The sequence below is a fragment of the Streptomyces sp. NPDC104761 genome (assembly GCF_055583445.1).
The window spans coordinates 200,982-223,091 of record NZ_JBVJNZ010000012.1 but is presented as its reverse complement, the minus strand read 5'-3'; the positions used below and the strand labels follow the sequence as shown (position 1 = coordinate 223,091).

19 protein-coding genes and 1 pseudogene are annotated in these 22,110 nt (G+C 71.2%); 13 read left to right on the top strand and 7 right to left on the bottom strand.

The features are described 5' to 3' along the window. The first annotated feature begins 12 nt into the window (after positions 1-12). Positions 13-612: a TetR/AcrR family transcriptional regulator gene (locus tag ACZ63F_RS30045; protein WP_351497699.1), complete on the top strand. Its 600-nt coding sequence runs from the start codon at positions 13-15 to the stop codon at positions 610-612. Between the two features lie 310 nt (positions 613-922). Beyond that, positions 923-2,533, top strand: a complete 1,611-nt coding sequence (gene cimA / locus ACZ63F_RS30040; protein WP_469715551.1) for a citramalate synthase — start codon at positions 923-925, stop codon at positions 2,531-2,533. Positions 2,534-2,794: 261 nt separating this feature from the next. Here the strand turns inward: cimA and ACZ63F_RS30035 are convergent, their stop codons facing one another. Next, positions 2,795-4,660 (bottom strand): ricin-type beta-trefoil lectin domain protein, encoded by a 1,866-nt coding sequence (locus tag ACZ63F_RS30035; protein WP_469715549.1) that lies wholly within the window; start codon positions 4,658-4,660, stop codon positions 2,795-2,797. Positions 4,661-4,787: 127 nt separating this feature from the next. Between ACZ63F_RS30035 and ACZ63F_RS30030 the strand changes: the two genes are divergently transcribed. Beyond that, entirely contained in the window at positions 4,788-7,799 is a 3,012-nt protein-coding gene (locus tag ACZ63F_RS30030; RefSeq protein WP_469715546.1) for a glycoside hydrolase family 3 protein, read from the top strand. 42 nt (positions 7,800-7,841) lie between these two features. Next, positions 7,842-9,233: a hypothetical protein gene (locus ACZ63F_RS30025; protein ID WP_469715544.1), complete on the top strand. Its 1,392-nt coding sequence runs from the start codon at positions 7,842-7,844 to the stop codon at positions 9,231-9,233. Between the two features lie 10 nt (positions 9,234-9,243). Here the strand turns inward: ACZ63F_RS30025 and ACZ63F_RS30020 are convergent, their stop codons facing one another. Beyond that, positions 9,244-9,666 carry a MarR family winged helix-turn-helix transcriptional regulator gene (locus ACZ63F_RS30020; protein WP_469715542.1) on the bottom strand — a complete coding sequence of 141 codons (423 nt, stop codon included), beginning with the start codon at positions 9,664-9,666 and terminating at the stop codon, positions 9,244-9,246. 62 nt (positions 9,667-9,728) lie between these two features. Between ACZ63F_RS30020 and ACZ63F_RS30015 the strand changes: the two genes are divergently transcribed. Next, positions 9,729-10,784, top strand: coding sequence for an FUSC family protein (locus ACZ63F_RS30015; RefSeq protein WP_469715540.1), 1,056 nt, complete (start codon positions 9,729-9,731; stop codon positions 10,782-10,784). An 85-nt stretch (positions 10,785-10,869) separates the two neighbouring features. Here the strand turns inward: ACZ63F_RS30015 and ACZ63F_RS30010 are convergent, their stop codons facing one another. Then, the gene (locus ACZ63F_RS30010) at positions 10,870-11,541 is read right to left on the bottom strand and encodes a class I SAM-dependent methyltransferase (protein WP_469715537.1); all 672 of its coding nucleotides are present in this window, start codon (positions 11,539-11,541) and stop codon (positions 10,870-10,872) included. A 51-nt stretch (positions 11,542-11,592) separates the two neighbouring features. Further along, positions 11,593-12,072: a hypothetical protein gene (locus ACZ63F_RS30005; protein ID WP_469715535.1), complete on the bottom strand. Its 480-nt coding sequence runs from the start codon at positions 12,070-12,072 to the stop codon at positions 11,593-11,595. 171 nt (positions 12,073-12,243) lie between these two features. On the opposite strand from ACZ63F_RS30005, the gene ACZ63F_RS30000 reads away from it, so the two are divergent. Both ACZ63F_RS30000 and ACZ63F_RS29995 read left to right on the top strand, forming a co-directional pair. Beyond that, on the top strand, positions 12,244-13,500 hold the full coding sequence (locus ACZ63F_RS30000) for a sensor histidine kinase (RefSeq protein ID WP_469715534.1): 1,257 nt from the start codon (positions 12,244-12,246) through the stop codon (positions 13,498-13,500). After that, on the top strand, positions 13,488-14,138 hold the full coding sequence (locus ACZ63F_RS29995) for a response regulator transcription factor (RefSeq protein WP_189908279.1): 651 nt from the start codon (positions 13,488-13,490) through the stop codon (positions 14,136-14,138). The genes ACZ63F_RS30000 and ACZ63F_RS29995 overlap by 13 nt, the downstream gene beginning before the upstream one ends. A 596-nt stretch (positions 14,139-14,734) precedes the next feature. Here ACZ63F_RS29995 and ACZ63F_RS29990 read toward each other — a convergent pair. Together ACZ63F_RS29990 and ACZ63F_RS29985 are read right to left on the bottom strand one after the other, a co-directional pair. Then, positions 14,735-14,920: a DUF397 domain-containing protein gene (locus ACZ63F_RS29990; RefSeq protein WP_469715530.1), complete on the bottom strand. Its 186-nt coding sequence runs from the start codon at positions 14,918-14,920 to the stop codon at positions 14,735-14,737. Further along, entirely contained in the window at positions 14,917-15,738 is an 822-nt protein-coding gene (locus ACZ63F_RS29985) for a helix-turn-helix domain-containing protein (RefSeq protein ID WP_469715527.1), read from the bottom strand. Before ACZ63F_RS29985 ends, ACZ63F_RS29990 begins: the two co-directional genes overlap by 4 nt. Before the next feature lie 112 nt (positions 15,739-15,850). Between ACZ63F_RS29985 and ACZ63F_RS29980 the strand changes: the two are divergent. The 4 genes and pseudogenes from ACZ63F_RS29980 to ACZ63F_RS29965 all read left to right on the top strand — a co-directional run. Continuing rightward, positions 15,851-16,249: pseudogene (locus ACZ63F_RS29980) on the top strand (ATP-binding protein); the annotation flags it as partial. Between the two features lie 126 nt (positions 16,250-16,375). After that, positions 16,376-17,695, top strand: a complete 1,320-nt coding sequence (locus tag ACZ63F_RS29975; protein ID WP_469715523.1) for an RNA polymerase subunit sigma-70 — start codon at positions 16,376-16,378, stop codon at positions 17,693-17,695. A gap of 65 nt (positions 17,696-17,760) precedes the next feature. Further along, a complete protein-coding gene (locus ACZ63F_RS29970) occupies positions 17,761-18,237 on the top strand; it encodes an SRPBCC family protein (protein WP_469715519.1) in 477 nt (158 codons plus the stop codon). 131 nt (positions 18,238-18,368) lie between these two features. Beyond that, on the top strand, positions 18,369-19,052 hold the full coding sequence (locus ACZ63F_RS29965) for a DUF899 family protein (protein ID WP_469715517.1): 684 nt from the start codon (positions 18,369-18,371) through the stop codon (positions 19,050-19,052). 178 nt (positions 19,053-19,230) lie between these two features. On the opposite strand, the gene ACZ63F_RS29960 is transcribed toward ACZ63F_RS29965, so the two are convergent. Then, complete coding sequence (locus ACZ63F_RS29960) at positions 19,231-19,827, bottom strand: YceI family protein (protein ID WP_469715515.1); 597 nt, start codon at positions 19,825-19,827, stop codon at positions 19,231-19,233. A gap of 410 nt (positions 19,828-20,237) precedes the next feature. Here ACZ63F_RS29960 and ACZ63F_RS29955 point away from each other — a divergent pair, with 410 nt between their 5' ends. Then, entirely contained in the window at positions 20,238-21,833 is a 1,596-nt protein-coding gene (locus tag ACZ63F_RS29955; protein ID WP_469715513.1) for an acyl-CoA carboxylase subunit beta, read from the top strand. A 35-nt stretch (positions 21,834-21,868) separates the two neighbouring features. Beyond that, on the top strand, positions 21,869-22,066 hold the full coding sequence (locus ACZ63F_RS29950) for an acyl-CoA carboxylase subunit epsilon (protein WP_089098553.1): 198 nt from the start codon (positions 21,869-21,871) through the stop codon (positions 22,064-22,066). The last annotated feature ends 44 nt before the right edge of the window (positions 22,067-22,110 follow it).

The window sequence follows — 22,110 nt, the reverse complement described above, 5'->3', positions numbered from 1 at the left end:
GAGGAGCCGAAGATGGCCGGTGGGCGCAGACAGGCCCCGCCCCGCGAGGACGTGCTCGCCGCCGCCATGACGATGATCGCCGGACGGGGCCTGGAGAAGCTCACCATGGCCGCGCTCGGCCGTGAGGTCGGGATGAGCAGCGGCCATCTCCTCTACTACTTCCACTCCAAGGACGAACTCCTGCTCCAGACCCTGGAGTGGAGCGAGGGCCGGCTGGGCGCCGAGCGCGGCCGGCTGCTCACCCGGCGCGGCACCGCCCGCGAGCGCCTCGACGCCTACGTCGACCTGTACGTCCCCGACGGGCACCGGGACCCGCACTGGACGCTCTGGCTGGAGGTCTGGAACCGCTCGCAGAACGCCGACGAGGCGGCCCGCGACCGGCAGGCCGCCATCGAGGGCGCCTGGCACCGCGACCTGGTCGCGCTGGTCGCCGAGGGCATCTCGCGCGGCGAGTTCCGGCCCGTCGACCCCGACCGGTTCGCCGCCCGGCTGCGCGCCCTGCTCGACGGCTTCTCCATCCACGTGGCGATCGGCCTGCGCGGCACGGACCGGGCGCAGGTGCTCGGCCACGTGCGCGACTTCCTGGCGGCGGAGCTCCTCGCGGACGCGTGACGGACTGCACACTGTTCGCATCATGAGACGGACGGTGAGCACGGGGGCGGTCTGTGCCAGACTGCGTCCGTGCTCTCGTTCGCCATGATTATTGGCAGCAGGCGCGCCGGTCCGCAGTGACCACCACGTACGACCAGGTACGGGTGGCCATCGTCGTCCTCGACCCGCGCGCAGACCTCTCGCACCCGCGAGGGGTTTTTTCGTTTTCCGGCCCACCTTCAGCCGGGGGACGGGCGCGAGGGACCATGGAGGGACGGTGGAGCCGGTCATTCCGGTACGACCGAGATTCGACATCAGGAGCCTTGAGACCATGACCGAGACGGAAACCAACGAGCTGGACGACTCGTTCCACGTCTTCGACACCACGCTGCGCGACGGCGCGCAGCGCGAGGGCATCAACCTCACCGTCGCGGACAAGCTGGCCATCGCCCGGCACCTGGACGACTTCGGCGTGGGCTTCATCGAGGGCGGCTGGCCGGGCGCCAACCCGCGGGACACCGAGTTCTTCGCCCGTGCCCAGCAGGAGATCGACTTCAGGAACGCCCAGCTGGTCGCCTTCGGCGCCACCCGCCGGGCCAACGCCAAGGCCGCGGACGACCCCCAGGTCAAGGCGCTGCTGGACTCCGGCGCCCCGGTGATCACTCTGGTCGCCAAGTCCCACGACCGGCACGTCGAGCTGGCGCTGCGCACCACCCTCGACGAGAACCTGGAGATGGTCCGCGACACGGTGTCCTTCCTCAAGGGCCAGGGCCGCCGGGTCTTCGTCGACTGCGAGCACTTCTTCGACGGCTACCGCGCCAACCCCGAGTACGCGAAGGCCGTCGTACGGGCCGCGTCCGAGGCCGGCGCCGACGTGGTCGTGCTCTGCGACACCAACGGCGGCATGCTCCCCGCCCAGGTCAACGCCGTCGTCTCCACCGTCCTCGCGGACACCGGCGCCCGGCTTGGCATCCATGCCCAGGACGACACCGGCTGCGCGGTCGCCAACACCCTGGCCGCCGTCGACGCCGGTGCCACCCACGTCCAGTGCACGGCGAACGGTTACGGCGAGCGGGTCGGCAACGCCAACCTGTTCCCGGTGGTCGCCGCCCTGGAGCTGAAGTACGGCAAGAAGGTGCTGCCCGAGGGCCGGCTCCGCGAGATGACCCGCATCTCCCACGCCATCGCCGAGGTCGTCAACCTCACCCCCTCCACCCACCAGCCCTACGTGGGTGTCTCGGCCTTCGCGCACAAGGCGGGCCTGCACGCCTCCGCGATCAAGGTCGACCCCGACCTCTACCAGCACACCGACCCGGCCCTGGTCGGCAACACCATGCGCATGCTGGTCTCCGACATGGCCGGCCGCGCCTCGGTGGAGCTCAAGGGCAAGGAACTCGGCGTCGACCTCGGCGGCGACCGCGAACTGGTCGGCCGGGTGGTGGAGCGCGTCAAGGAACGCGAGCTGAAGGGCTACACCTACGAAGCCGCCGACGCCTCCTTCGAACTCCTGCTGCGCGCCGAGGTCGAGGGCAAACCCCGCTCCTACTTCCGCGTCGAGTCCTGGCGGGCCATCGTCGAGGACCGCCCCGACGGCACCCACGCCAACGAGGCCACCGTCAAGCTCTGGGCCAAGAGCGAGCGCATCGTCGCCACAGCCGAGGGCAACGGCCCGGTCAACGCCCTCGACCGCGCCCTGCGCGTGGGCCTCGAGAAGATCTACCCGCAGCTCGCCAAGCTGGACCTCGTCGACTACAAGGTCCGCATCCTGGAGGGCAAGCACGGCACCGAGTCCACCACCCGCGTCCTGATCTCGACCTCCGACGGCAGCGCCGAATGGTCGACGGTCGGCGTCGCCGAGAACGTCATCGCCGCCTCCTGGCAGGCCCTGGAGGACGCGTACACATACGGCCTGCTGCGCGCGGGCGTCGAGCCGGCCGAGTAGCCGGACACCGGCGGCTGCCGCCGCCCCACCGTGCCGGCGGCCGGGTACTCGTGTACCCGCCGTGTCGGGGCCGGGTGCCCGTGCCCGCCGTGCCGGCTGCCGGCTGCCCGCCCCCGCCGTGCCGGACACCGGGTGGAGGGCCCGGCGCCGGTTCGGCCGACGCCGGGTGGGGGGCCTCTCACCTTTCTCCCGACCGAGTCGGGTGGTGGGTGGGCGAAGGCCCGGGGGTCCAGGGGGCGGAGCCCCCTGGGGTGGGTTCGCCTACTGCAGGTGCCACTTCTGGTTGGCGGCGCCCGTGCAGGACCAGATCTGCGCCCGCGCCCCGTTCGCCGACGAGTTGTCCGTGACGTCCAGGCACTTGTTCGCCGCCGTGTTCACCACGTCACCGGTGGACGAGTTGTACGACCACTGCTGCGCACCGGTTCCGTTGCAGTCGTACAGCTGCACCTTCGCGCCGTCCGCCGTCGACGCCGAGGTCACGTCGAGGCACTTGCCGAGGGCGCGGACCGACCCGTCGGACTGCACAGTCCACTGCTGGGCGGTGGAACCGTTGCAGTCGTAGAGCTGGACGGCCGTGCCGTTCGCGGTCGCACCGCCCGCCACGTCCAGGCACTTGTTCGCGAGCCCCACGAACGCGCCGGTCTGGCTGCCGCCGCCCGACTGGGTGCCGGACCAGGTGAAGGTCGCCGAGGTCTTGCCGGGGAGCGAGTAGGTGGCGTGCTGGGAGCCCCAGTTGATGGTCACCGTCTGCGCGCTCGACGAGTCGTTGTAGGCGATCAGCGCCTTCGAGCCGTCGGGGTTGCGCCAGGCCACGTTCGGCACGGTGGTGGACGCGGTGGAGGCGATCCGCTGCGCGCCGGGCCGGACGAACTTGGTCAGGTGGCCCATGTCGTAGTACTCGACGGTGTAGTCGACCGTGCCGCTCGCGCCGTCCCCGTTGTGCACGGTGATCAGCCCCGTGCAGGTGCCGCAGCCGCCGTTGTGCGGGCCCATGTTCTGGTCCACGGCCAGCGACCACTTCGTCACCGACTTCGCCCAGTTGCGGGTGTAGTCGATGATGTTGGACATGTCCTCCTTCTGCTGGTTGGCGACCCAGGTGCCGCCGGAGTGCTCGGTGCCGAAGGCGTCCAGCGTCGGGTACTGGTTGTGCACGGTGGTCTGCTCGGAGACGTCACCGCCGTAGCCGTGCCAGGCGATCCCGCCGAAGTTCGGGTGGTTGCGGATCGTGGAGTCGTTGACGAGGGCGGCCGCGTAGGAGTCGTACACGTCCCAGTTCCAGTCGTGCGCGAGGACCTTGGTGGACAGGCCCGCCGACTGGAGCTGCGGCAGCAGGTCGTTCTTGAGGAAGTACTGCAGCCCGGACGCGTTCCAGCTCATCGACGGGTAGCCGGAACAGCAGGTGGGCTCGTTCTGCGGGGTCACGTAGGAGACCTTGACGCCCTGCGCCTGGTACGCCTGGAGGTACTTCACGAAGTACGCGGCGTAGGCGGCGTAGTCCTCCGACTTGAGCCAGCCCCCGTTGAGCGAGCCGCTGTCCTTCATCCAGGCAGGCGCCGTCCATGGCGAGGCCATGACAGTCAGAGAGGGGTTCAGCTGGAGCGCCTGCTTGGTGAGCGGCACGACGTCCGCGAGGTCGTGCGAGATGGAGAAGCTGTTGAGGTTCGGGTCGGTCTGCCCGGCGGGTACGTCGTCGTACGTGTACCCGTACCGTGCCAGGTCCGAGGCGCCCATCGGATTGCGCAGGAACGAAAGACCGATGCCGTTCGTCGGCGAGAACAGCTTCTGCATGGTGGCGTCCCGGGTGGCCTGGGACAGCGCCCCGCTGCTGTTCATCAGCCAGGCCGCGGTGTCCGTGAAGGACGCGCCGCCGCCGGTGAAGGTCTGGTAGCGGGTGTTCTCGTCGACGGTGATGTTCGTGCCGCCGCCCCCGGTCCCGGAGGAGAAGGCGAACGGCGTCTGCGCCTGGAGCCCGCGGGTGACATGGCGCCCGGCGGAGTCGTCGGTGGTGGTGAGGTACGCGGTGACCTGCTCTCCGGCCGCGTGCGCCGACGGCACGACGGCGCTGAAGCCGGCCGCGGTGAGCAGCCCGGCCAGCAACAGGCGCAGGGTGTGGGGGGTTTTTCTCATGGGCACATCGCCCTTCCTGACGGGACGTCTTGACGGGGGTGCGAGCCGTTAGTTAACTCACGACGTGATCTAAGCCATGAGTGAACTGTGAGAGCCCCGAGTGAACCAGAGAGTCGAGGGAAGGTCCATGCCAAGAGCCGCCCTGCTCGTCTCCACCGCACTGCTCGCAGCCCTGATCCCCCTGTCCGCCGCCAGCGCCGCCGACGACCCCGCGCCCACCCCCGTCGACCTGTTCGAGGGTGAGGTCCCCTTCGCCTCCCAGCCCGCCGAGGGCATCTTCACCTGGGGAGGCGACAGCGACGACCCGCCCGCCCTCCAGTTCGCCGACCGCGCCGACGCCCCCGAGGGCGCCAAGGTCCTCTCCGGGACCTACGACATCAGCGGCTACGGCGGCTTCACCCACGACTTCGCCGCGACCGAGCCCGCCCACGACTGGTCCGGGCACAAGGGCATCCGCTTCTGGTGGGACGGCCAGGACAACGGCAAGAAGATCGCCTTCGAGATCAAGGACGGCGGCACCAACGGCGAGGCCTCCGAGCTGTGGACGACGTCCTTCACCGACGACTTCACCGGCTGGAAGCAGATCGAGATCCCGTTCACCGACTTCGTCTACCGGACCGACTACCAGCCGGTCGGCGGCATCGACCACGTCCTCGGCCTGACCCAGATGTGGGGCTACGCGGTCACCCTCCCCGTCGGGGTCAAGGGGCAGTTCGCCATGGACGACGTGGAGCTGTACGGCAAGGCCGACCAGGCGCTGCGCGCGTCGGTCACCACGGACGCGGCCGTCTACCCGGTGAAGGAGGGCTCCACGGCGAGCGTGAAGGTCACCGTCGCCACCACCGGCTCGGCCCCGATCGACGACCCGGTCACCGTCGCGTACACGACGCAGGGCGGGACCGCCGAGGCCGGCAAGGACTACAAGGCGGTCTCCGGCACCGTCACCTTCCCGGCGGGCACGGCCTCCGGGACCACGCAGACCATCAAGGTGCCGACGCTGAAGGACCGGTCGGCCGAGTCGGCCGAGACCGTCCCGCTGAAGCTCACGGTCACCGGCGCCAAGGCCCCCGCGGAGACCCCGCAGGTCGTCATCGACGCGCACGGACTGCCGTACCTCGACAGCAAGCTGCCCGTGAAGAAGCGGGTCGCCGATCTCCTCTCCCGGATGTCCCTGGAGGAGAAGGTCGGCCAGATGACCCAGGCCGAGCGGGGCGCCGTGGGCACCGGCGGTGACGTCGCCGCGTACGACCTCGGCTCACTGCTCTCCGGCGGCGGCTCGACCCCCACGCCCAACACGGCCGCGGCCTGGGCGCAGATGATCGACGACTTCCAGCTCCGGGCGCAGGCCACCCGGTTCCAGATCCCGCTCGTCTACGGCGCCGACGCCGTCCACGGTCACAACAACCTGGCCGGCGCCACGATCTTCCCGCACAACATCGGCATCGGCGCCACCCGCGACCCCGGGCTCGCCGAGCAGGCCGGTGCGGTGACCGCCTCCGAGGTCCGGGCCACCGGCGTCTCCTGGGACTTCGCCCCCTGCCTCTGCGTCAGCCGTGACGAACGCTGGGGCCGTTCCTACGAGTCCTTCGGCGAGGACCCGGCGCTCGTGAAGTCCATGGAGACCGTCATCCAGGGCCTCCAGGGGCGCGCCGACGGACGGGACCTGAAGGACGACGACAAGGTCCTGGCCACCGCCAAGCACTTCGTCGGCGACGGCGGCACCGCCTACGGCTCGTCCACGACCGGCACGTACACCATCGACCAGGGCGTCACCACGGTCACCCGGCAGCAGCTGGAGGCCATCCACCTGGCGCCGTTCCAGACGGCCGTGGACCGGGGCGTCGGCACGGTCATGCCGTCGTACTCCTCGCTGGAGATCGTCGGCGACGGCCAGGGTCCGGTGAAGATGCACGCCCGCGCCGACATGATCACCGGGGTGCTCAAGGGCCGGATGGGCTTCCAGGGCTTCGTGATCAGCGACTGGAACGCCATCGACCAGCTCCCGGGTGACTACGCCTCCCACGTCAGCACGGCCGTCAACGCGGGCGTCGACATGATGATGGTGCCGTACGGCTACAAGGACTTCACGTCGACCCTGATCGCCCAGGTGAAGGCCGGCACCGTCAGCGAGCAGCGCATCGACGACGCGGTGTCCCGCATCCTCACCCAGAAGTTCAGGCTGGGCCTCTTCGAGCACCCCTACGCCGACACGTCCGGTGCCTCGAAGATCGGCTCCACCAAGCACCGGGCCGTCGCCCGCCAGGCGGCCGCCGAGTCGCAGGTGCTGCTGAAGAACTCCGACGGCGTCCTGCCCCTGAAGAAGTCGCAGAAGGTGTACGTCGCCGGGTCCAACGCCGACGACCTCGGCAACCAGACCGGCGGCTGGACCATCACCTGGCAGGGCCAGTCCGGCACCCACACCACCGGCACCACCATCCTCCAGGGCATGAAGAACGCCGGGGGAGACGTCACCTACTCCAAGGACGCCTCGGCGCCGACGAGCGGGTACGACGTGGGCGTGGTCGTGGTCGGCGAGACCCCGTACGCCGAGGGCGTCGGCGACGTCGGCAACGGCAACGACCTCGTGCTGTCGGCCGCCGACCAGGCCGCCGTGGACAAGGTGTGCGCGGCCATGAAGTGCGCCGTCCTGGTCGTCTCCGGGCGCCCGCAGCTCATCGGCGACCGGCTCGGCGAGATCGACGCCCTGGTGGCGTCCTGGCTGCCGGGCACCGAGGGCGACGGCGTGGCCGACGTGCTCTACGGCAAGAAGGCCTTCACCGGCCGGCTCCCGGTCACCTGGCCGAAGTCCGAGGCGCAGCTGCCGATCAACGTCGGCGACGCGTCGTACGACCCGCAGTACCCCTACGGCTGGGGTCTGACCACGCTGACCAAGGCACCCAGGGGCGGTGAGGCCACCCTGAAGGCGCTCGGCGCGGCGGCGAGGGCGGCCGAGCGCGCGGGCTCCGGCTCGGCGGGCCGGAAGGTGGTCACCCAGGCCCGGCTGCTGGTCCAGGCGAAGATCGGGCAGTCGGTCACCGCGGCCGTCTCGAAGCCCTTCGCCGACGCGGACCACCTGCTGCTGACCGGCAAGTACGCGGCGGCGGTGGAGAAGCTGACGGAGGCCTACCGGGCAGCGTAGGAGGACAGCGCTGCACAGGAGGCTTCGGGGTAGTTTCGAAGCATGAACGCGGTGCGACGGACCACCCGAAGCCTCCCGGGGCTGCTGTTCCTGGCCCTTGCGCTGGCCCTGGTCGCCCTGGCCGCGCCCGCCCCCCGGGCGAGCGCGGCCACCGGCGTTTCGGCGGTGGCCGACGCCTTGCGCAAGAACCCGGTGTACGTCGACCCGGCGGCCGCCGCCCAGCTCTCCACGGCCGACGCCGACGCGCTGGCCCGACAGATCAAGGACGCGGACAAACCCCTGTTCGTCGCGGTCCTGCCCGCCGGTTACCCCACCCAGGACCTCTTCACCGACCTGCGCACCGCCACCGGCATCACCGGCCTCTACGCCGTCCGCCTCGGCGACCGCTTCGACGCCCGCGCCGACTCCTCGGTCCTGCCCAGGACGGCCGTGCAGAACCTGGTCACCAGCGTCCAGGGCGAGAGCGCCAAGGCCCAGCTGACCGACTTCACCGACCGCGCCCTGACCAACATGGGCGGCAAAGCCCCCGCGAGCTGGGGCGGCGGCGGCACGGGCGGCTCGGGAGTCTCCAGTACGGCGCTGATCGCGCTCGGCGCCGTGGTCGTGGCCGGCGGGGCGGGCGCCTACGCCCTGGTCCGCCGGGGCCGCCGCCGCCACGAGGAGGAGCAGCGGGCCGCCCTGGACCGGCTCCGGGTGGTCGTGGACGAGGACATCACCGCGTTCGGCGAGGAACTGGACCGGCTCGACTTCCACCCGGCCGAGCCGGGCGCCGACGACGCGATGCGCGCCGACTACGAGAACGCGCTCAACGCCTACGACCGGGCGAAGTCCGCGATGGCCGGCGCCCGCCGGCCGGAGGACGTCCGGGCGGTCACCCAGGCACTGGAGGACGGCCGTTTCTCGCTGGCCCGGCTGGCCGCCCGCCGCGAGGGCCGACCGCTCCCGGAGCGCCGCCCGCCCTGCTTCTTCGACCCCCGGCACGGCCCGTCCGTCACCGACGCCACCTGGACCCCGCCCGGCGGCGCGCCCCGCGAGGTCCCGGTCTGCGCGGCCGACGCCACCCGCCTCGCCGACGGCCGCGATCCCGCGGTCCGCGAGGTCGACACCGACTACGGCCGCCGCCCCTACTGGGACGCGGGCCCTGCCTACGGCCCCTGGGCGGGCGGCTACTTCGGCGGCGGCATCCTCCCCGGCCTCCTCATCGGCACCGCCCTGGGCGGCTGGATGTCCGCCCCCGCCTACGCGGCCGACTACGGCACCGGGTACGGCGACTTCGGCGGCTTCGACTCCGGCGGCTACCAGGGCGGCGACGTGTCGGGCGCGGACTTCGACCCCGGGGACTTCGGCTCCTTCGGCGGGGGCGGGGACTTCGGTGGCGGCGGGGACTTCGGGGGCGGGGGCGGCGACAGCGGGGACTTCGGCGGCGGTTTCTGAGCCGGCTGGGCTACTCCGCGTCCCCCAGCCGCTCCAGCACGGCGGCGGCGAGCGACAGCACCCCGCGCTCGGTCTCGCCCAACGCCCCGAGCGCCCCGGCGAGCCAGGCGTCCCGCTGTGCCATGTCGTCCTCCAGGGCCCGCCGCCCGTCCTCGCTGAGGCTCAGTACGGACTGCCGCCGGTCCGACGGGTCCGGCGCCCGCCCGATCAGCCCCTCCGCCTCCAGTTCCGCGAAGACCCGCGTCAGCGACTGCGGCCGCTGTCGCTCGGCGGCCGCGACCTCGCCGGGCGTGGACGGCCCGTGCCGGTACAGATGGCCGAGCACCGTCAGCTGATTGGCACTGAGGCTCCCGTCTCCGCGCTCCTGCCGCAGCCGGCGGTTGAACCGGAGGACGGCACGACGGATACGGGCGGCATCGGCGAGGTGCTCCATGGCGGAAAATCATACGCGATGACTTACTACTTCTCCGCATCCATGCCCGTATTATCGCCACCGTGACCGCCAAACTCATACGCAACGCGTACGAAGCCGGGCTGACGATGACGGCCGTGCTGCTCTCCTGGGGAGCCGCGCTGGCGCTGGAGGGGATAGCCGGGCTGCACACCGACGTGCTGGTCCTCGCGGTCGCCCTCACCCTGACCCTCGCCTCGACGCAGCGCACCGCCGACACCCGCCGGCGGCTGACGTCACTGGTGCTGCTGCCCGTGACGGCCGCCGCCTCGATCTTCGTCGGCCGCCTGTTCGCCTCCCACTACGCGGCGGGCGCGGCCGTCTACACGGCCGGGATGGCACTGGCCATCTGGATCCGCCGCTTCGGCCCGGCCGCCACCAAGGCGGGCACGCTGATCGCCCTCCCCCTGGTGGCCCTGCTCGTGGTCCCCGGCCCCGCGCTGCCGGCACAGGCCCAGAGCGGGCTGGTGACCTGGGGCTGGTCGGCGCTGATCGGGGCGATGGCGTGCGGCTCGGTCTGGCTGGTGCAGTCCCTCGGCGACCGTTTCGCCCCCTGGCCCCCGGCCCCGGCCCCCGCCACGCCCTCGCGCCGGTCCCGCCTCCATCCCCGCCCCAGCACCCGCATGGCACTCCAGATGGCCGCCGGGATCGCCGCCGCCTTCACCGTCGGCCACCTGCTCTTCGACGACCACTGGCCCTGGGTCGTGCTGACCGCCTACGTCGCCGCGAGCGGCAACCGCGGCCGAACGGACGTACTGCGCAAGGGAATCGAGCGCCTGGCCGGCGCCTGCGCGGGCACCCTCCTGGCGACGGGCGTGGCGGCCATCGGCATCACGGGCCACACCGCCGTGGCCCTGATGTTCACGACCCTCGCGATCGCCCTCTGGCTGCGCCCCCTCAACTACGCCTGCTGGGCCGCCGGCATGACCTGCGCCCTCTCCCTCCTCCTCGGCTACTTCGGCCAGCACGCGGCCTCCCTGCTGCCGACCCGCCTGGAGGGCATCGCGGTGGGCGCGGTCCTCTCGGTGGCCTCGGCGTGGTGGCTGCTACCGGTACCGAAACGCCGCGAGCCCGCCACGACACGGCCCGCGTGGACCTGATGGTGCCGCGTCGGGTTCTGGGTCTGGTTCTGGGTCTGGTTGTGCTGGTGGTGAGGGGCGGGCCACAGATGGTGCATGTGCCGGTTCAGCACCGCAGCAGGTCCTGAAGGGCGCTGCAGGGCCGGAAGCGGGCGAGGTATGCCGGGCTTGGGCCGTGGCGCTCGGTCAGGTGGAGGCCGGCGGCGTCGGCGAGCCGGTGCAGCCGGCCGAAGGGGATCCAGTGCCGGTCGAAGAACTCGCCGATCACCAGCCGCCCGCCTGGTGCCAGCACCCGTGCCGCCTCGCGCAGCACCCGATCCGGCTCGGGGATCTCGCCGAGCGCGGTCACGGCGTAGACGGCGTCGAATGTCCCGTCGGCGTAGGGCAGTTCACGTGCGTCCGAGCGGGTGGGCCTGATCGTCGTCAGGCCGTCGCGCTCGGCGCGGCACATCACGTGGTCGAGCATCTCCTGCTGGATGTCGAGCACATCGAGCCGCCCCTCCGGCCCGAGCTGCGGGGCGACGTGCAGCGACTGCAGGCCCGTCCCCGGGCCGATCTCCAGGATCCGCTCGCCCGGCCGTGGTTGCAGTACGGCGTCCATCCGTTCGGCTGTCAGGAACGGCAACGGCACGTCGAGGAGGCCGCGTTGGGCATACGGATAGGGCGCCCTGTCGCCCAGCCACCAGGCGGCGGCCAACGCGGCGCCCACGCCGGCGGCGACCGCCCAGCGGGTCCGGGCCGGGATCGGGGCGACGGGGGCGGTGGTGATGCGGTGCATGGTGTTCTCCGGTGATCGATGTCGTCCGCGGTATGGGGCTGGGCGGTCACCTCAGGCGGGCCGGCGCAGCGCCCGCAGCGCCAGCCGGCCGCACAGCGCGGCGAGCGGCAGCTCGGCGCCGAGCGCCATGGCGACCGCGGTGGCGAAGTCGCCGCCCGGGGTTGCGGTCGTGGTGTCGAACCAGGCGTCCACCACGAGCAGCGTCGCGGTCGCGGCGGCTGCCAGGGCGTGCCGCCGGTCACCGCGGGCGGCGAGGAGGCCGGTGGCGATCAGGCCGAGCGCCTCCAGCGCGTCGAGCCCGACCCAGGCGACCGGCCAGTGCGCCGCGGTCGCGGTGGCCGGCAGGCCGGTGGCCAGCACGTACAGCCACGGCAGCAGACCGAGCCCGCAGGCGACCAGCAGTCCCCCGGCCCGCCGCATGCCCCGCGCCGGGCGCGGCTCCTCCGCCTCTTCGTGGAGCGGGATGACCGCGGCGCGGTCGAAGCCCTCGGCACCGGCCAATTCGTCATTGCGCAAGACCAGTTGACGCATCGTCTTCTCCCGCTCCCCGTCGGCTCTCCCCTTCACGTGCTCCACCCTCCGCTGCACACGGGGGCGCCGTCAGTCACGCAGGGTTCCGACCCGGGGTGGAGAAAAGTGCACCCCCGAACCGGAAGGGAGCGTCATGGCACGGGGATGGCCTGCGGCTTTACCGTGTGACGCATGCAACTCACCACGTGGCTGCGGCTGGCGCTGGTCCGGCCGTTCCGCAGGGCGGGACACCGGACCACGCTCGTCGCCGCCGGCCTGCCGCTCCACCTCGCCGTCATACCACTGTGGCTCTGGCTGGCCGGCGCGATCGCGGGGGCGCCGGCCGTGATTCCGCTGCCCGTACTGCTCACGCTCGTGGTGACACCTCTGCTGACCGCCGGGCAGCGGCGGCGCTACCGGGCGCTCGTCGGCCAGGACCTCCCGCGCCCCGCCGTACCCAGGCCGGGACGCAACTGGAAGGCGGCGGTACGCCGGCTGACCACGCGCGCCTTGTGGCGGCAGGCCTGCTACCACGCCGTGGCGGGTCCGCTGCTCGCCGTCCTGGACCTCGCCGTCCTCGCCGTCTGGGCGGCCGCTCTCGTGGCCGCCTCCCTCTACGTGTGGATCTGGGCGCTGCCCCCGCAGTGGCGGGTCGCCGACCTCGGGTACAGCACGCAGGCCGCGTACCTCACCGCCGGCGGCCTCGCCCTGCTGTTCCTCGGGCCCCGGCTGACCGGCGCTCTGGTGCGGCTGGACACCCGGACGGCCGAGGTCCTGCTCGGCCCCAGCCGCACGGAGAGGCTGGCCCGCCGGGTGGCCGACCTCGCCGAGAGCCGGGCCGGTGTGCTCGACGCCGCCGACGCCGAGCGGCGGCGGATCGAGCGTGACCTGCACGACGGCGTGCAGCAGCGCCTCGTCTCGCTGGCCGTCAACCTGGGCCTGGCCAGGTCCACCCTCGGCGACCTGCCGGAGGACGCCCGCAAGGTGATCGACGAGGCGCACCGCGAGGCGAAGGAGGCGATCGCCGAGCTGAACGACCTGGTGCGCGGCCTGCATCCGGCCGTCCTTGAGGACCGCGGCCTCGACGCCGCGCTGTCCGGGGTCGCCGCCCGGCTCCCGATCCCGGTGCGTGTGACGGTGGACCTGCCGCAGCGCCCCTCACCCACGGTCGAGGCCGTCGCGTACTTCGTGGTCTCCGAAGCCCTGACGAACGTGGTCAAACACGCCCAGGCGACCCGGGCGGACGTGACCGTGGAACGGATCGGGGAGACACTGCTGGTCGTCGTCGCGGACGACGGCGCGGGCGGCGCGGACCTCGCGGCGGCCGGCGGTGGCACCGGGCTCGCCGGGCTCGCCAAGCGCGTCGCGTCCGTCGACGGTACGTTCTCCTGCCGCAGCCCCGCCGGGGGCCCGACCGTCATCACCGTGGAGCTGCCGTGCGCGCCGTGATCGCCGAGGATTCCCTCTTGCTGCGCATCGGCGTGGTCAAGGTGCTGGAGGCGGCCGGCTTCGAGATGTGCGCGCAAGTCGCCGACGCAGAAGGGCTGCTGGCAGCCGTCGAGGAGCACCGGCCCGACATCGCCGTGGTAGACGTGCGCATGCCGCCCGGCTTCACCGACGAGGGAGTGCGCGCCGCGCTGGTGATCCGCCGCCAGTACCCGCGTACCGCCGTGCTCCTGCTGTCGCAGTACGTGGAGGAGCGGTACGCCGCCGATCTGCTCGCCGCCAACACCTCGGGCGTCGGCTATCTGCTCAAGCAACGGGTCGCCGACGTCGAGGAGTTCACCGAGGCGGTACGCCGGGTGGCGGCCGGCGGCACCGCGCTCGACCCGCAGGTCGTCGCGCAGCTGCTGGTGCGCCGGCACAGCGATCCGCTCGACCGGCTGACACCGCGCGAGCGGGAGGTGCTGGAGCTGATGGCGGGCGGCCGGTCCAACTCCGGCGTCGCCGCCGAGCTGGTCGTGAGCGAGAGCGCGGTCGCCAAGCACATCAACAGCATCTTCACCAAGCTCGACCTGCCCAAGGCCGACGCCGACCACCGCCGCGTCCTGGCGGTGCTGCGCTTCCTGGGCGTTGCGACCGCGTAGTGCGCGATCACGCTCCCATGCCCGGTCGACAACGGTGCTGAGCAGCACTTGGCGGGGAATGCGGCGCCTTCGGACAGGTGCTCTCCACCAGGCTTTGCCGCGCCGGGTGCAGAAGACGGCGGCCGGAGCGGACGTGATGCCAGGGCGGTCGTCGCGTCAGCTTGGGCCGCCGGTCATGGGGAGGCCGGGCCTCCGGTAGTTCGCCGCCGGTTGAGGAAGGCGGTGGCGTCCCGCCCCGGTCTCGGTCAGGAGCCGTCGGCTGAACCCGGTGTCCTTCGATCCGGAGGTGCGGTGGCATAACGCAGCCCGGCGGAGCATGCCACCACGCGGGCGGGGAAGGGCCGTTGACGGCGGAGGACGGCTGTTCCGGGTGCAGGCCGAGCCGCCGGAGGGCACCGGCCTCGACCGACAGGCCTGTCCACCCGCGCCAGCGCCCGGTGGTCTCCCGGCGGCAGGCGAGGTCCCACCGGAGTTCGTCTTGCGTGAACGGCATCCAGTCGATGCCCCGCTCACGCAGTCAGGCGCAGAGCCCGGCGAAGGGGTGAGGACTCCCCGGCAGGTTCTCGTACGAGGTGATGAGGACCCAGTCGGTCTGCTCAGTCGCGGGTGACGCGGTCAAGGAACTCGCTCCAGGTGGAGGGGGAGACGGTGAGTATCGGCCCGTCGGGTGCCTTGGAGTCACGGACGTGGACGGTGGCGGGTGCGGACGCGACCTCGACGCAGTCGCCGCCCTGGCTGCCGCTGTAGCTGGACTTGAACCATGTCAGTGCTGCGGTCTTCATGACTCTCCAAGCAGTCCATTCAAGAGACGCACGCTCTCGTCGGGAGAGAGGGCCTGTGACCGCAGCATTCCATACTGGAGGTGGTAGTCGCTGACCTCGTCGGGGTCCGCGACCAGGAAGCTGGCGCGCTGCACCTCCAGGTAGACCAGGCGCTCGAACTCCGGTGTTTCCAACAGCACCATCGGGCCGTCGAGGCAGGCGTGCGGCGTCCGTGCCTCGGGCATGATCTGAAAACTCATGTGGACCGGCTCGGTGTACGCCAGGATCTGCTGGATCTGCTCCCGCATCGCCTCCGAACCTCCGACCTTCCGCCGCAGGACGCTCTCCTCGATCACGAAGTGACCCACGGGCGGCCGTTCCCGCTGCCAGATCAACTGCCGTTCCATGCGGGCGTTCACCCACTGCTCGGCGGTCTCGCTGCCGATCGCCGGATATCGATAGCCGAAGACCGCGCGACAGTAGTCCCTGGTCTGCAGGAGCCCCGGAACCACCTGGCTCTGGTACGAGAGAACGCTGACCGCCTCCTGCTCGTGATCCACCAGCCCCTGCGCGAACTGAACGATCCGCTCCCGCACCGGCAACTTGGCCACCAGCACCCCCAACACCCCGCCCGTCTGCAACAGTTCGTCGAACTGCTCGGCCCGGTCCGGCTGGAGCGCCAGCCTCCCCTGCTCGATGGACCCCACCGTGTCCACATGGATGCTCGCCATCTCGGCGAACTGCTCCTGCGTGACGCGGGCCTGCTTCCTGCAATGGGCCAGCACCGCCCCGACTGCCTGCCAGGATCCGACCTTCTTGGCCCTGCTCACCGAGTGCATGCGTGGTCCTTTCCCCCGTGCGCATCCGAAGTCCTCGTAGTGGGGTCGTAGCAATCAGAACTACGTCCTCACTCACTGATCCATGGTAGTGACGCACAGTGACACTCGCCTCATGAACCTGGAACCCCAACACCTGCGCACCCGCACGGCGTTCTACCGCCGTGATCGCAGATCCGTACGCCTGGCCCGGGACTTCACCCGCGAAGCCCTCGCGGACTGGGAGGCCGGCCCGCGCACCGACGACGTGCTGCTCTGCGTGAGCGAACTGGCCACCAACGCGCTGCTCCACGGCGTCCCACCGGGCCGCGGCTTCCGTCTCCGGCTGGCCCTGCACCCCGACGGGGTCCTCCGCACCGAGGTCCACGACAGCGGTCCGGGCGAACTCCGCTACGGCGACACGTCCCCGGAGTCGGGACACGGCCGGGGGCTGTTGCTGGTCACGCTGCTCGCGGACAAGTGGGGGGTGGGGGAGCGGGAGCCGGGGAAGGTGGTGTGGTGCGAGTTCGCGGTCAGGGGGATCCAGGAGCCTTCTGCGGAGCCGGCAGTCGAAGACCGGGGAGGATCGCCCACGGGGGCCGGCGTCGCTCTAAGGTCTTTCGTAACGCCGTATCCCCGTGACGAATGACTGGAGCCGCCCATGAGCGGACGGATCTGTCAGGTCTGCGCCGCGCCGCTGGCGGATCGCGGCCGTGGCCGGACCTCCCTCTACTGCTCGGCGGCCTGCCGTCAACGCGCCTACCGCCGTCGGCGCACCACGACCGACCAGCCGGCGGCCGACCTCCTCGCGGACATCGAGCGGCGGGTGAGGACCCTGGCCCTGCAGCCTCCCCATGCGTTCCGCTCGGACGCCGAGGCCCTCACCGCGGCGGTCCGCAAGCTGCGGCGGCTGGCCCGTGACGTCACGCAGACCGCCGTGACGAAAACCGCGGAACGGCCGCCGGAGGCCGACGGCGAGGCGGACTTCGCCGCACTCGTCGAACCCCACCGGAAATGGCTGCACCTGCACTGCTACCGCATGGTCGGCTCCTACGACGACGCCGAGGACCTGGTGCAGGAGACCCTGCTCAAGGCCTGGCGCGACCGGTCCGGTTTCGAGGGCCGAGCGGCGCCCCGTACCTGGCTGTACCGGATCGCCACCAACACCTGCATCGACCACCTGCGCCGCACCGGCCGCCGTCCCCAGCGCTACGAACCGGTCCCCGGCATCGAGTCCGGCAGCGGCGAGCCGCCGGACCGTCTGCCCTGGCTGCAGCCCTACCCGGACCGGCTGCTCGACGAGCTGTCGGCCGACGACGAGCAGCCGGAGACCGCCGCCGAGTCGCGGGAGACCATGGAACTGGTCTTCCTCGCCGCACTCCAGCACCTCCCGCCCCGGCAGCGCGCGGTGCTGATCTTCCGTGACGTGCTGGGCCGTCCCGTGGAGGAGGCGGCGAAGCTGATGGACATGAGCGTCGCGGCGTCCAACAGCGCCTTGCAGCGGGCCCGGCAGACGCTGCGTGAGCGGCTGCCCCGGCGGCGGACGGACTGGGCAGCCGGGCGGCACAGTCAGCAGGAGCGCGACATCGTGCGCCGGTACATGGCCGCGGCCGAGCGCGCGGACCTGTCGATGATGGCCGACCTGCTCGGCGCCGACGTGGTGGTGACGATGCCGCCCAATCCGGTGTGGTTCGCCGGCCGGGACGCGCTGCTCCAACAGCTCGGCCGGGTCTTCGACCCGGCCTCGCCGGGATACTTCGGCCGCTGGCGGCACCTGCCGGTCCGGGCGAACCGGCAGCCGGCCGTCGCCGGGTACGTACAACGCCCGGGGACCTCGGTGTACCGGGCGCAGCTGGTCGACGTGCTGCGCATCGAGGCCGGACACATCGTGGAGATCACCACGTTCGAGGCCCACCTGGTCACCGCGTTCGGCCTGCCGCTCAGGCTGCCGGTCGAACGCGCCGCCGACGGGGACCGATGACGAATCCCCCCGGCCGACGTCCAACTCTTCGAAGCCATCACCGAACAGGGAACCCAGGAGAGAACATGACCACGCAGAAGATTCAGGTCGAGCGCACCTACTCCGCCGCACCGGAGAGGATCTGGGAGCTGTGGACCACCGGCGCAGGCATCGAGGCCTGGTGGGCGCCGGAGGGGTTCACCGTGCACGTCGACGCCCTGGACCTGAGCGTCGGCGGCACCTTGACCTACACGATGACCGCGACCGGCCGCGAGCAGATCGCGTTCATGGAGAACGCGGGCCTCCCGCTGAGCTCGACCTCGCACAAGACCTTCACCGAGGTCGAGCCCACCCGGCGTCTGGCCTACAGCACGCTCGCCGACTTCATCCCGGGCGTCGAGCCGTACGAGTTCCTCACCGAGGTCGAGCTGCGTCCGGCCGCCGGCGGCGGAACACACGTGACCATGACGGCCGACGCCATGCACGACGAGGAATGGACCGGGCGGCTGGCCGCCGGGCGGACGAACGAGATGGACAACCTCGCCAAGGTGGTCGCGTCCTGACCGTCGGCCTGCGAACAAGCGCCCCCTCGGCCACACCGGCCCGCGGCGGGCGGCTCACGACAGGAGCGGCCGAGGCCCTCGTCCTAGACTCGAAGGACGGTTACGGGGGACGCCTGCCCCGGGAGGACGCGATGGTGCGGCAGACCAGGCTGGACGGGGAGTCCGAGGACTACCTCGCTGCCCGGGAGAAGCTGCGGCTGGCCGAGATCGACCTGATGCGGCGCCGGGAGGAGGTCGCGGCGCTGCGCCGGGCGCTCCCGCCGGGACCGGCCGTCGACGACTACGTCTTCCTCGAAGGGCCCGGCGACCTCGGCGCGGGCGACGCCCCGGTGCGCGAGGTCGCGTTGAGCGAGCTGTTCACCGGGCCCGAACGGCCGCTGATCGTCTACCACTTCATGTACGGCAAGCTCCAGACCAGCGCCTGCCCGATGTGCACGATGTGGATCGACGGCTACAACGGCATCGCCCACCACGTCACCCGGAACGCCGACTTCGTCATCGTCGCGGCCGCCGACCCGCCCACCCTCCGGCAGTATGGCCGCGACCGCGGCTGGCACCGGCTGCGACTGCTCAGCTGCGGTGACAGCACGTTCAAGTACGACCTGGGCAGCGAGGACGAGGACGGCGCCCAGGACTCCACGGTCTCCGTCTTCACCCGCGACGGCGACGGCACGGTCCGCCTCACCTACTCCGCCCATCCGCGCATGGCCGACGACATCCAGGAGCGCGGCATCGACCTGCTCACGCCCGTCTGGCACCTGCTCGACCTGACCCCGCAGGGGCGGGGGGACTGGTACCCGACCATCGACTACTAGGAGCAGCTCCTCCGGCCTCCAGGGCCTCCTGGGGCCCCTAGGACCTCCTGGGCCCCCGAGGACCTACTGGGCGCGGCCACGAGGGACGTCCGGACACGGCAGAGCGCCGCCCTCAGGGGAGTAGTGGAGGGCGGCGCTCAGCGGGCGTGCTCGGGGCCGGCGGTCCGGCACCGCGGGCTCACGCGCTCTTGATCGCCGAGATGTCGAAGTTCAGCTTGATCTTGTCGGAGACGAGGACGCCACCGGTCTCCAGCGCCGCGTTCCAGGTGACGCCCCAGTCGGAGCGCTTGATCTCGGCCTTGCCCTCGAAGCCGACGCGCTCGTTGCCGAACGGGTCCTTGGCGGCGCCGTTGAACTCCAGGTCGATGGTGACCGGCCGGGTGACACCGAGGATCGTGAGGTCGCCGGTGATGCGGTAGTCCTCGCCGCCCAGGGCCTCCGCCTCGGTGGAGCGGAAGGTCATCGTCGGGAACTCGTCGATCTTGAAGAAGTCGGCCGACTTCAGGTGACCGTCGCGGTCCGGGCTGCCGGTGGTGATGCTGTCCATCTTGATGTCGAGGGAGGCCGTGGACTTGGACGGGTCGGTGCCGTCCAGGTGCAGGGTGCCCTCGAACTCCTGGAAGCTGCCCTTGACGTTGGTGACCATCGCGTGGCGGGCCACGAAGCCGAGCGTGGTGTGCGCCGGGTCGATCGTGTAGTCGCCGGTCAGCGCGGCCGTCTCGGGGGTCGTGCCGGCGGCGGGGGTCTCGTCGTTCTTGCGGCCGAAGATGCCCATGAGGTGCTCCTTGAGGGGTGATGTTTAACGTTCAACGAACTCAACGAGAGATACCGTAGACCCATTCCCTTCAACCTTCAACATCATCGACATGCGTGTCGCCCCCCTTACTCACCGTAACGCCGCGTGACCCGACGGCGCGCCGGGACCCGCTGGGGGAGCCGCTAGGCTCTGTGTGGGTGAACCGCCGTCCGGAGGCCTGTGTCACTCCGCGGGTGGTACGGACCGGCCATGAATGTGAGGCGCATCTCGGCCCCGCCCTTGTGGCACCCCTACAACGGCAAAGCCCCCTGAGCAGTCGGAACGGCTGCATGGGGTTCTGGTTCTGTTCGGTGGTTCCAGGAAAACGTGCCGGAGACTGTACGGAGTCGACGTCTCGCAATCCTTGGTGTCCTTCGTAAGGTCGCTACATGACCGTTTTGGAAGAGACGACGGGTGAGCCCACCGGTGAGCCGACGGACGCGCGCGGGCGGGTCGCAGAACTGCACGGGATCCGTGCGGCGGCCGTGGCGGGCCCCGGCGACAAGGCGACCGAGGCGCAGCACGCCAAGGGCAAGCTGACGGCCCGGGAGCGCATCGAGCTGCTCCTGGACCCGGGTTCCTTCCAGGAGGTCGAGCAGCTGCGCCGGCACCGCGCGGTCGGCTTCGGCCTGGAGGCCAAGAAGCCGTACACCGACGGCGTCGTCACCGGCTGGGGCACGGTCGAGGGCCGTACGGTCTTCGTCTACGCGCACGACTTCCGGATCTTCGGCGGCGCGCTGGGCGAGGCGCACGCCACCAAGATCCACAAGATCATGGACATGGCCATCGCGGCCGGCGCCCCGCTGGTCTCGCTGAACGACGGCGCAGGCGCCCGCATCCAGGAGGGCGTCAGCGCCCTCGCCGGTTACGGCGGCATCTTCCAGCGCAACACGAAGGCCTCGGGCGTCATCCCGCAGATCTCCGTGATGCTCGGCCCCTGCGCCGGCGGCGCGGCCTACTCGCCCGCCCTCACCGACTTCGTCTTCATGGTCCGCGAGACCTCGCAGATGTTCATCACCGGACCGGACGTCGTCAAGGCCGTCACCGGCGAGGAGATCACCCAGAACGGGCTCGGCGGCGCCGACGTCCACGCGGAGACCTCCGGCGTCTGCCACTTCGCCTACGACGACGAGGAGACCTGCATCGCGGAGGTCCGCTACCTCCTCTCGCTCCTCCCGCAGAACAACCGCGAGAACCCGCCGCGCGTCGAGTCCACGGACCCCGTCGACCGCCGCAGCGACGTCCTCCTCGACCTGGTCCCGGCGGACGGCAACCGGCCGTACGACATGGCCAAGGTCATCGAGGAGATCGTCGACGACGGCGAGTACCTGGAGGTCCACGAGCGCTGGGCGCGGAACATCATCTGCGCGCTGGCCCGGATCGACGGCCAGGTGGTCGGCATCATCGCCAACCAACCGCAGGTCCTCGCGGGCGTCCTGGACATCGAGGCGAGTGAAAAAGCTGCGCGCTTTGTCCAGATGTGTGACGCTTTCAATGTTCCGATCGTCACCTTCCTGGACGTACCGGGCTTCCTCCCCGGTGTCGACCAGGAGCACGGCGGGATCATCCGCCACGGCGCGAAGCTCCTCTACGCCTACTGCAACGCGACCGTGCCCCGGATCTCCCTGATCCTGCGCAAGGCGTACGGAGGTGCCTACATCGTCATGGACTCCCAGTCGATCGGTGCCGACCTGACCTACGCCTGGCCGACGAACGAGATCGCGGTCATGGGCGCCGAGGGTGCCGCCAATGTGATCTTCCGTCGGCAGATCGCCTCCGCCGAGGACCCCGAGGCCATGCGGCAGAAGATGGTCAAGGAGTACAAGGCCGAGCTGATGCACCCCTACTACGCGGCCGAGCGCGGCCTGGTCGACGACGTCATCGACCCGGCCGAGACCCGCGAGGTGCTCGCCAAGTCGCTGGCGATGCTGCACACCAAGCACGCCGACCTGCCGTCCCGTAAGCACGGCAACCCCCCGCAGTAATCCTGCGGAAACCTCTCTCACGGAGACTGACACCCATGAACGTGCCTGACATCCGCGTCGAGAAGGGCAACGCCGACCCGGAGGAAGTCGCCGCCATCACGGCGGTCCTCCTGGCCCGCGCGGCCGCCCGGCCGACCGCCGACACCGAGCAGACCCACCGCGGCCGCGCCAAGGCAGGCTGGCGCCGCCTGGAGCGCGAGAACGGCTTCCGCGCCCCGCACAGCTGGCACTGAGCCCTCCGGGCGACGTGCGCCACGGCCCCGCTCTCCTCCGGGAG

What these genes read in the sequence shown, in the direction of transcription:
- ACZ63F_RS30045 (WP_351497699.1), top strand. Translation starts at nt 13, where the DNA reads ATGGCCGGTGGGCGCAGACAGGCCCCGCCCCGCGAGGACGTGCTCGCC.
- cimA (WP_469715551.1), top strand. Translation starts at nt 923, where the DNA reads ATGACCGAGACGGAAACCAACGAGCTGGACGACTCGTTCCACGTCTTC.
- ACZ63F_RS30035 (WP_469715549.1), bottom strand. Translation starts at nt 4,660, where the DNA reads ATGAGAAAAACCCCCCACACCCTGCGCCTGTTGCTGGCCGGGCTGCTC.
- ACZ63F_RS30030 (WP_469715546.1), top strand. Translation starts at nt 4,788, where the DNA reads ATGCCAAGAGCCGCCCTGCTCGTCTCCACCGCACTGCTCGCAGCCCTG.
- ACZ63F_RS30025 (WP_469715544.1), top strand. Translation starts at nt 7,842, where the DNA reads ATGAACGCGGTGCGACGGACCACCCGAAGCCTCCCGGGGCTGCTGTTC.
- ACZ63F_RS30020 (WP_469715542.1), bottom strand. Translation starts at nt 9,666, where the DNA reads ATGGAGCACCTCGCCGATGCCGCCCGTATCCGTCGTGCCGTCCTCCGG.
- ACZ63F_RS30010 (WP_469715537.1), bottom strand. Translation starts at nt 11,541, where the DNA reads ATGCACCGCATCACCACCGCCCCCGTCGCCCCGATCCCGGCCCGGACC.
- ACZ63F_RS30005 (WP_469715535.1), bottom strand. Translation starts at nt 12,072, where the DNA reads ATGCGTCAACTGGTCTTGCGCAATGACGAATTGGCCGGTGCCGAGGGC.
- ACZ63F_RS30000 (WP_469715534.1), top strand. Translation starts at nt 12,244, where the DNA reads ATGCAACTCACCACGTGGCTGCGGCTGGCGCTGGTCCGGCCGTTCCGC.
- ACZ63F_RS29990 (WP_469715530.1), bottom strand. Translation starts at nt 14,920, where the DNA reads ATGAAGACCGCAGCACTGACATGGTTCAAGTCCAGCTACAGCGGCAGC.
- ACZ63F_RS29985 (WP_469715527.1), bottom strand. Translation starts at nt 15,738, where the DNA reads ATGCACTCGGTGAGCAGGGCCAAGAAGGTCGGATCCTGGCAGGCAGTC.
- ACZ63F_RS29975 (WP_469715523.1), top strand. Translation starts at nt 16,376, where the DNA reads ATGAGCGGACGGATCTGTCAGGTCTGCGCCGCGCCGCTGGCGGATCGC.
- ACZ63F_RS29970 (WP_469715519.1), top strand. Translation starts at nt 17,761, where the DNA reads ATGACCACGCAGAAGATTCAGGTCGAGCGCACCTACTCCGCCGCACCG.
- ACZ63F_RS29965 (WP_469715517.1), top strand. Translation starts at nt 18,369, where the DNA reads ATGGTGCGGCAGACCAGGCTGGACGGGGAGTCCGAGGACTACCTCGCT.
- ACZ63F_RS29960 (WP_469715515.1), bottom strand. Translation starts at nt 19,827, where the DNA reads ATGGGCATCTTCGGCCGCAAGAACGACGAGACCCCCGCCGCCGGCACG.
- ACZ63F_RS29955 (WP_469715513.1), top strand. Translation starts at nt 20,238, where the DNA reads ATGACCGTTTTGGAAGAGACGACGGGTGAGCCCACCGGTGAGCCGACG.
- ACZ63F_RS29950 (WP_089098553.1), top strand. Translation starts at nt 21,869, where the DNA reads ATGAACGTGCCTGACATCCGCGTCGAGAAGGGCAACGCCGACCCGGAG.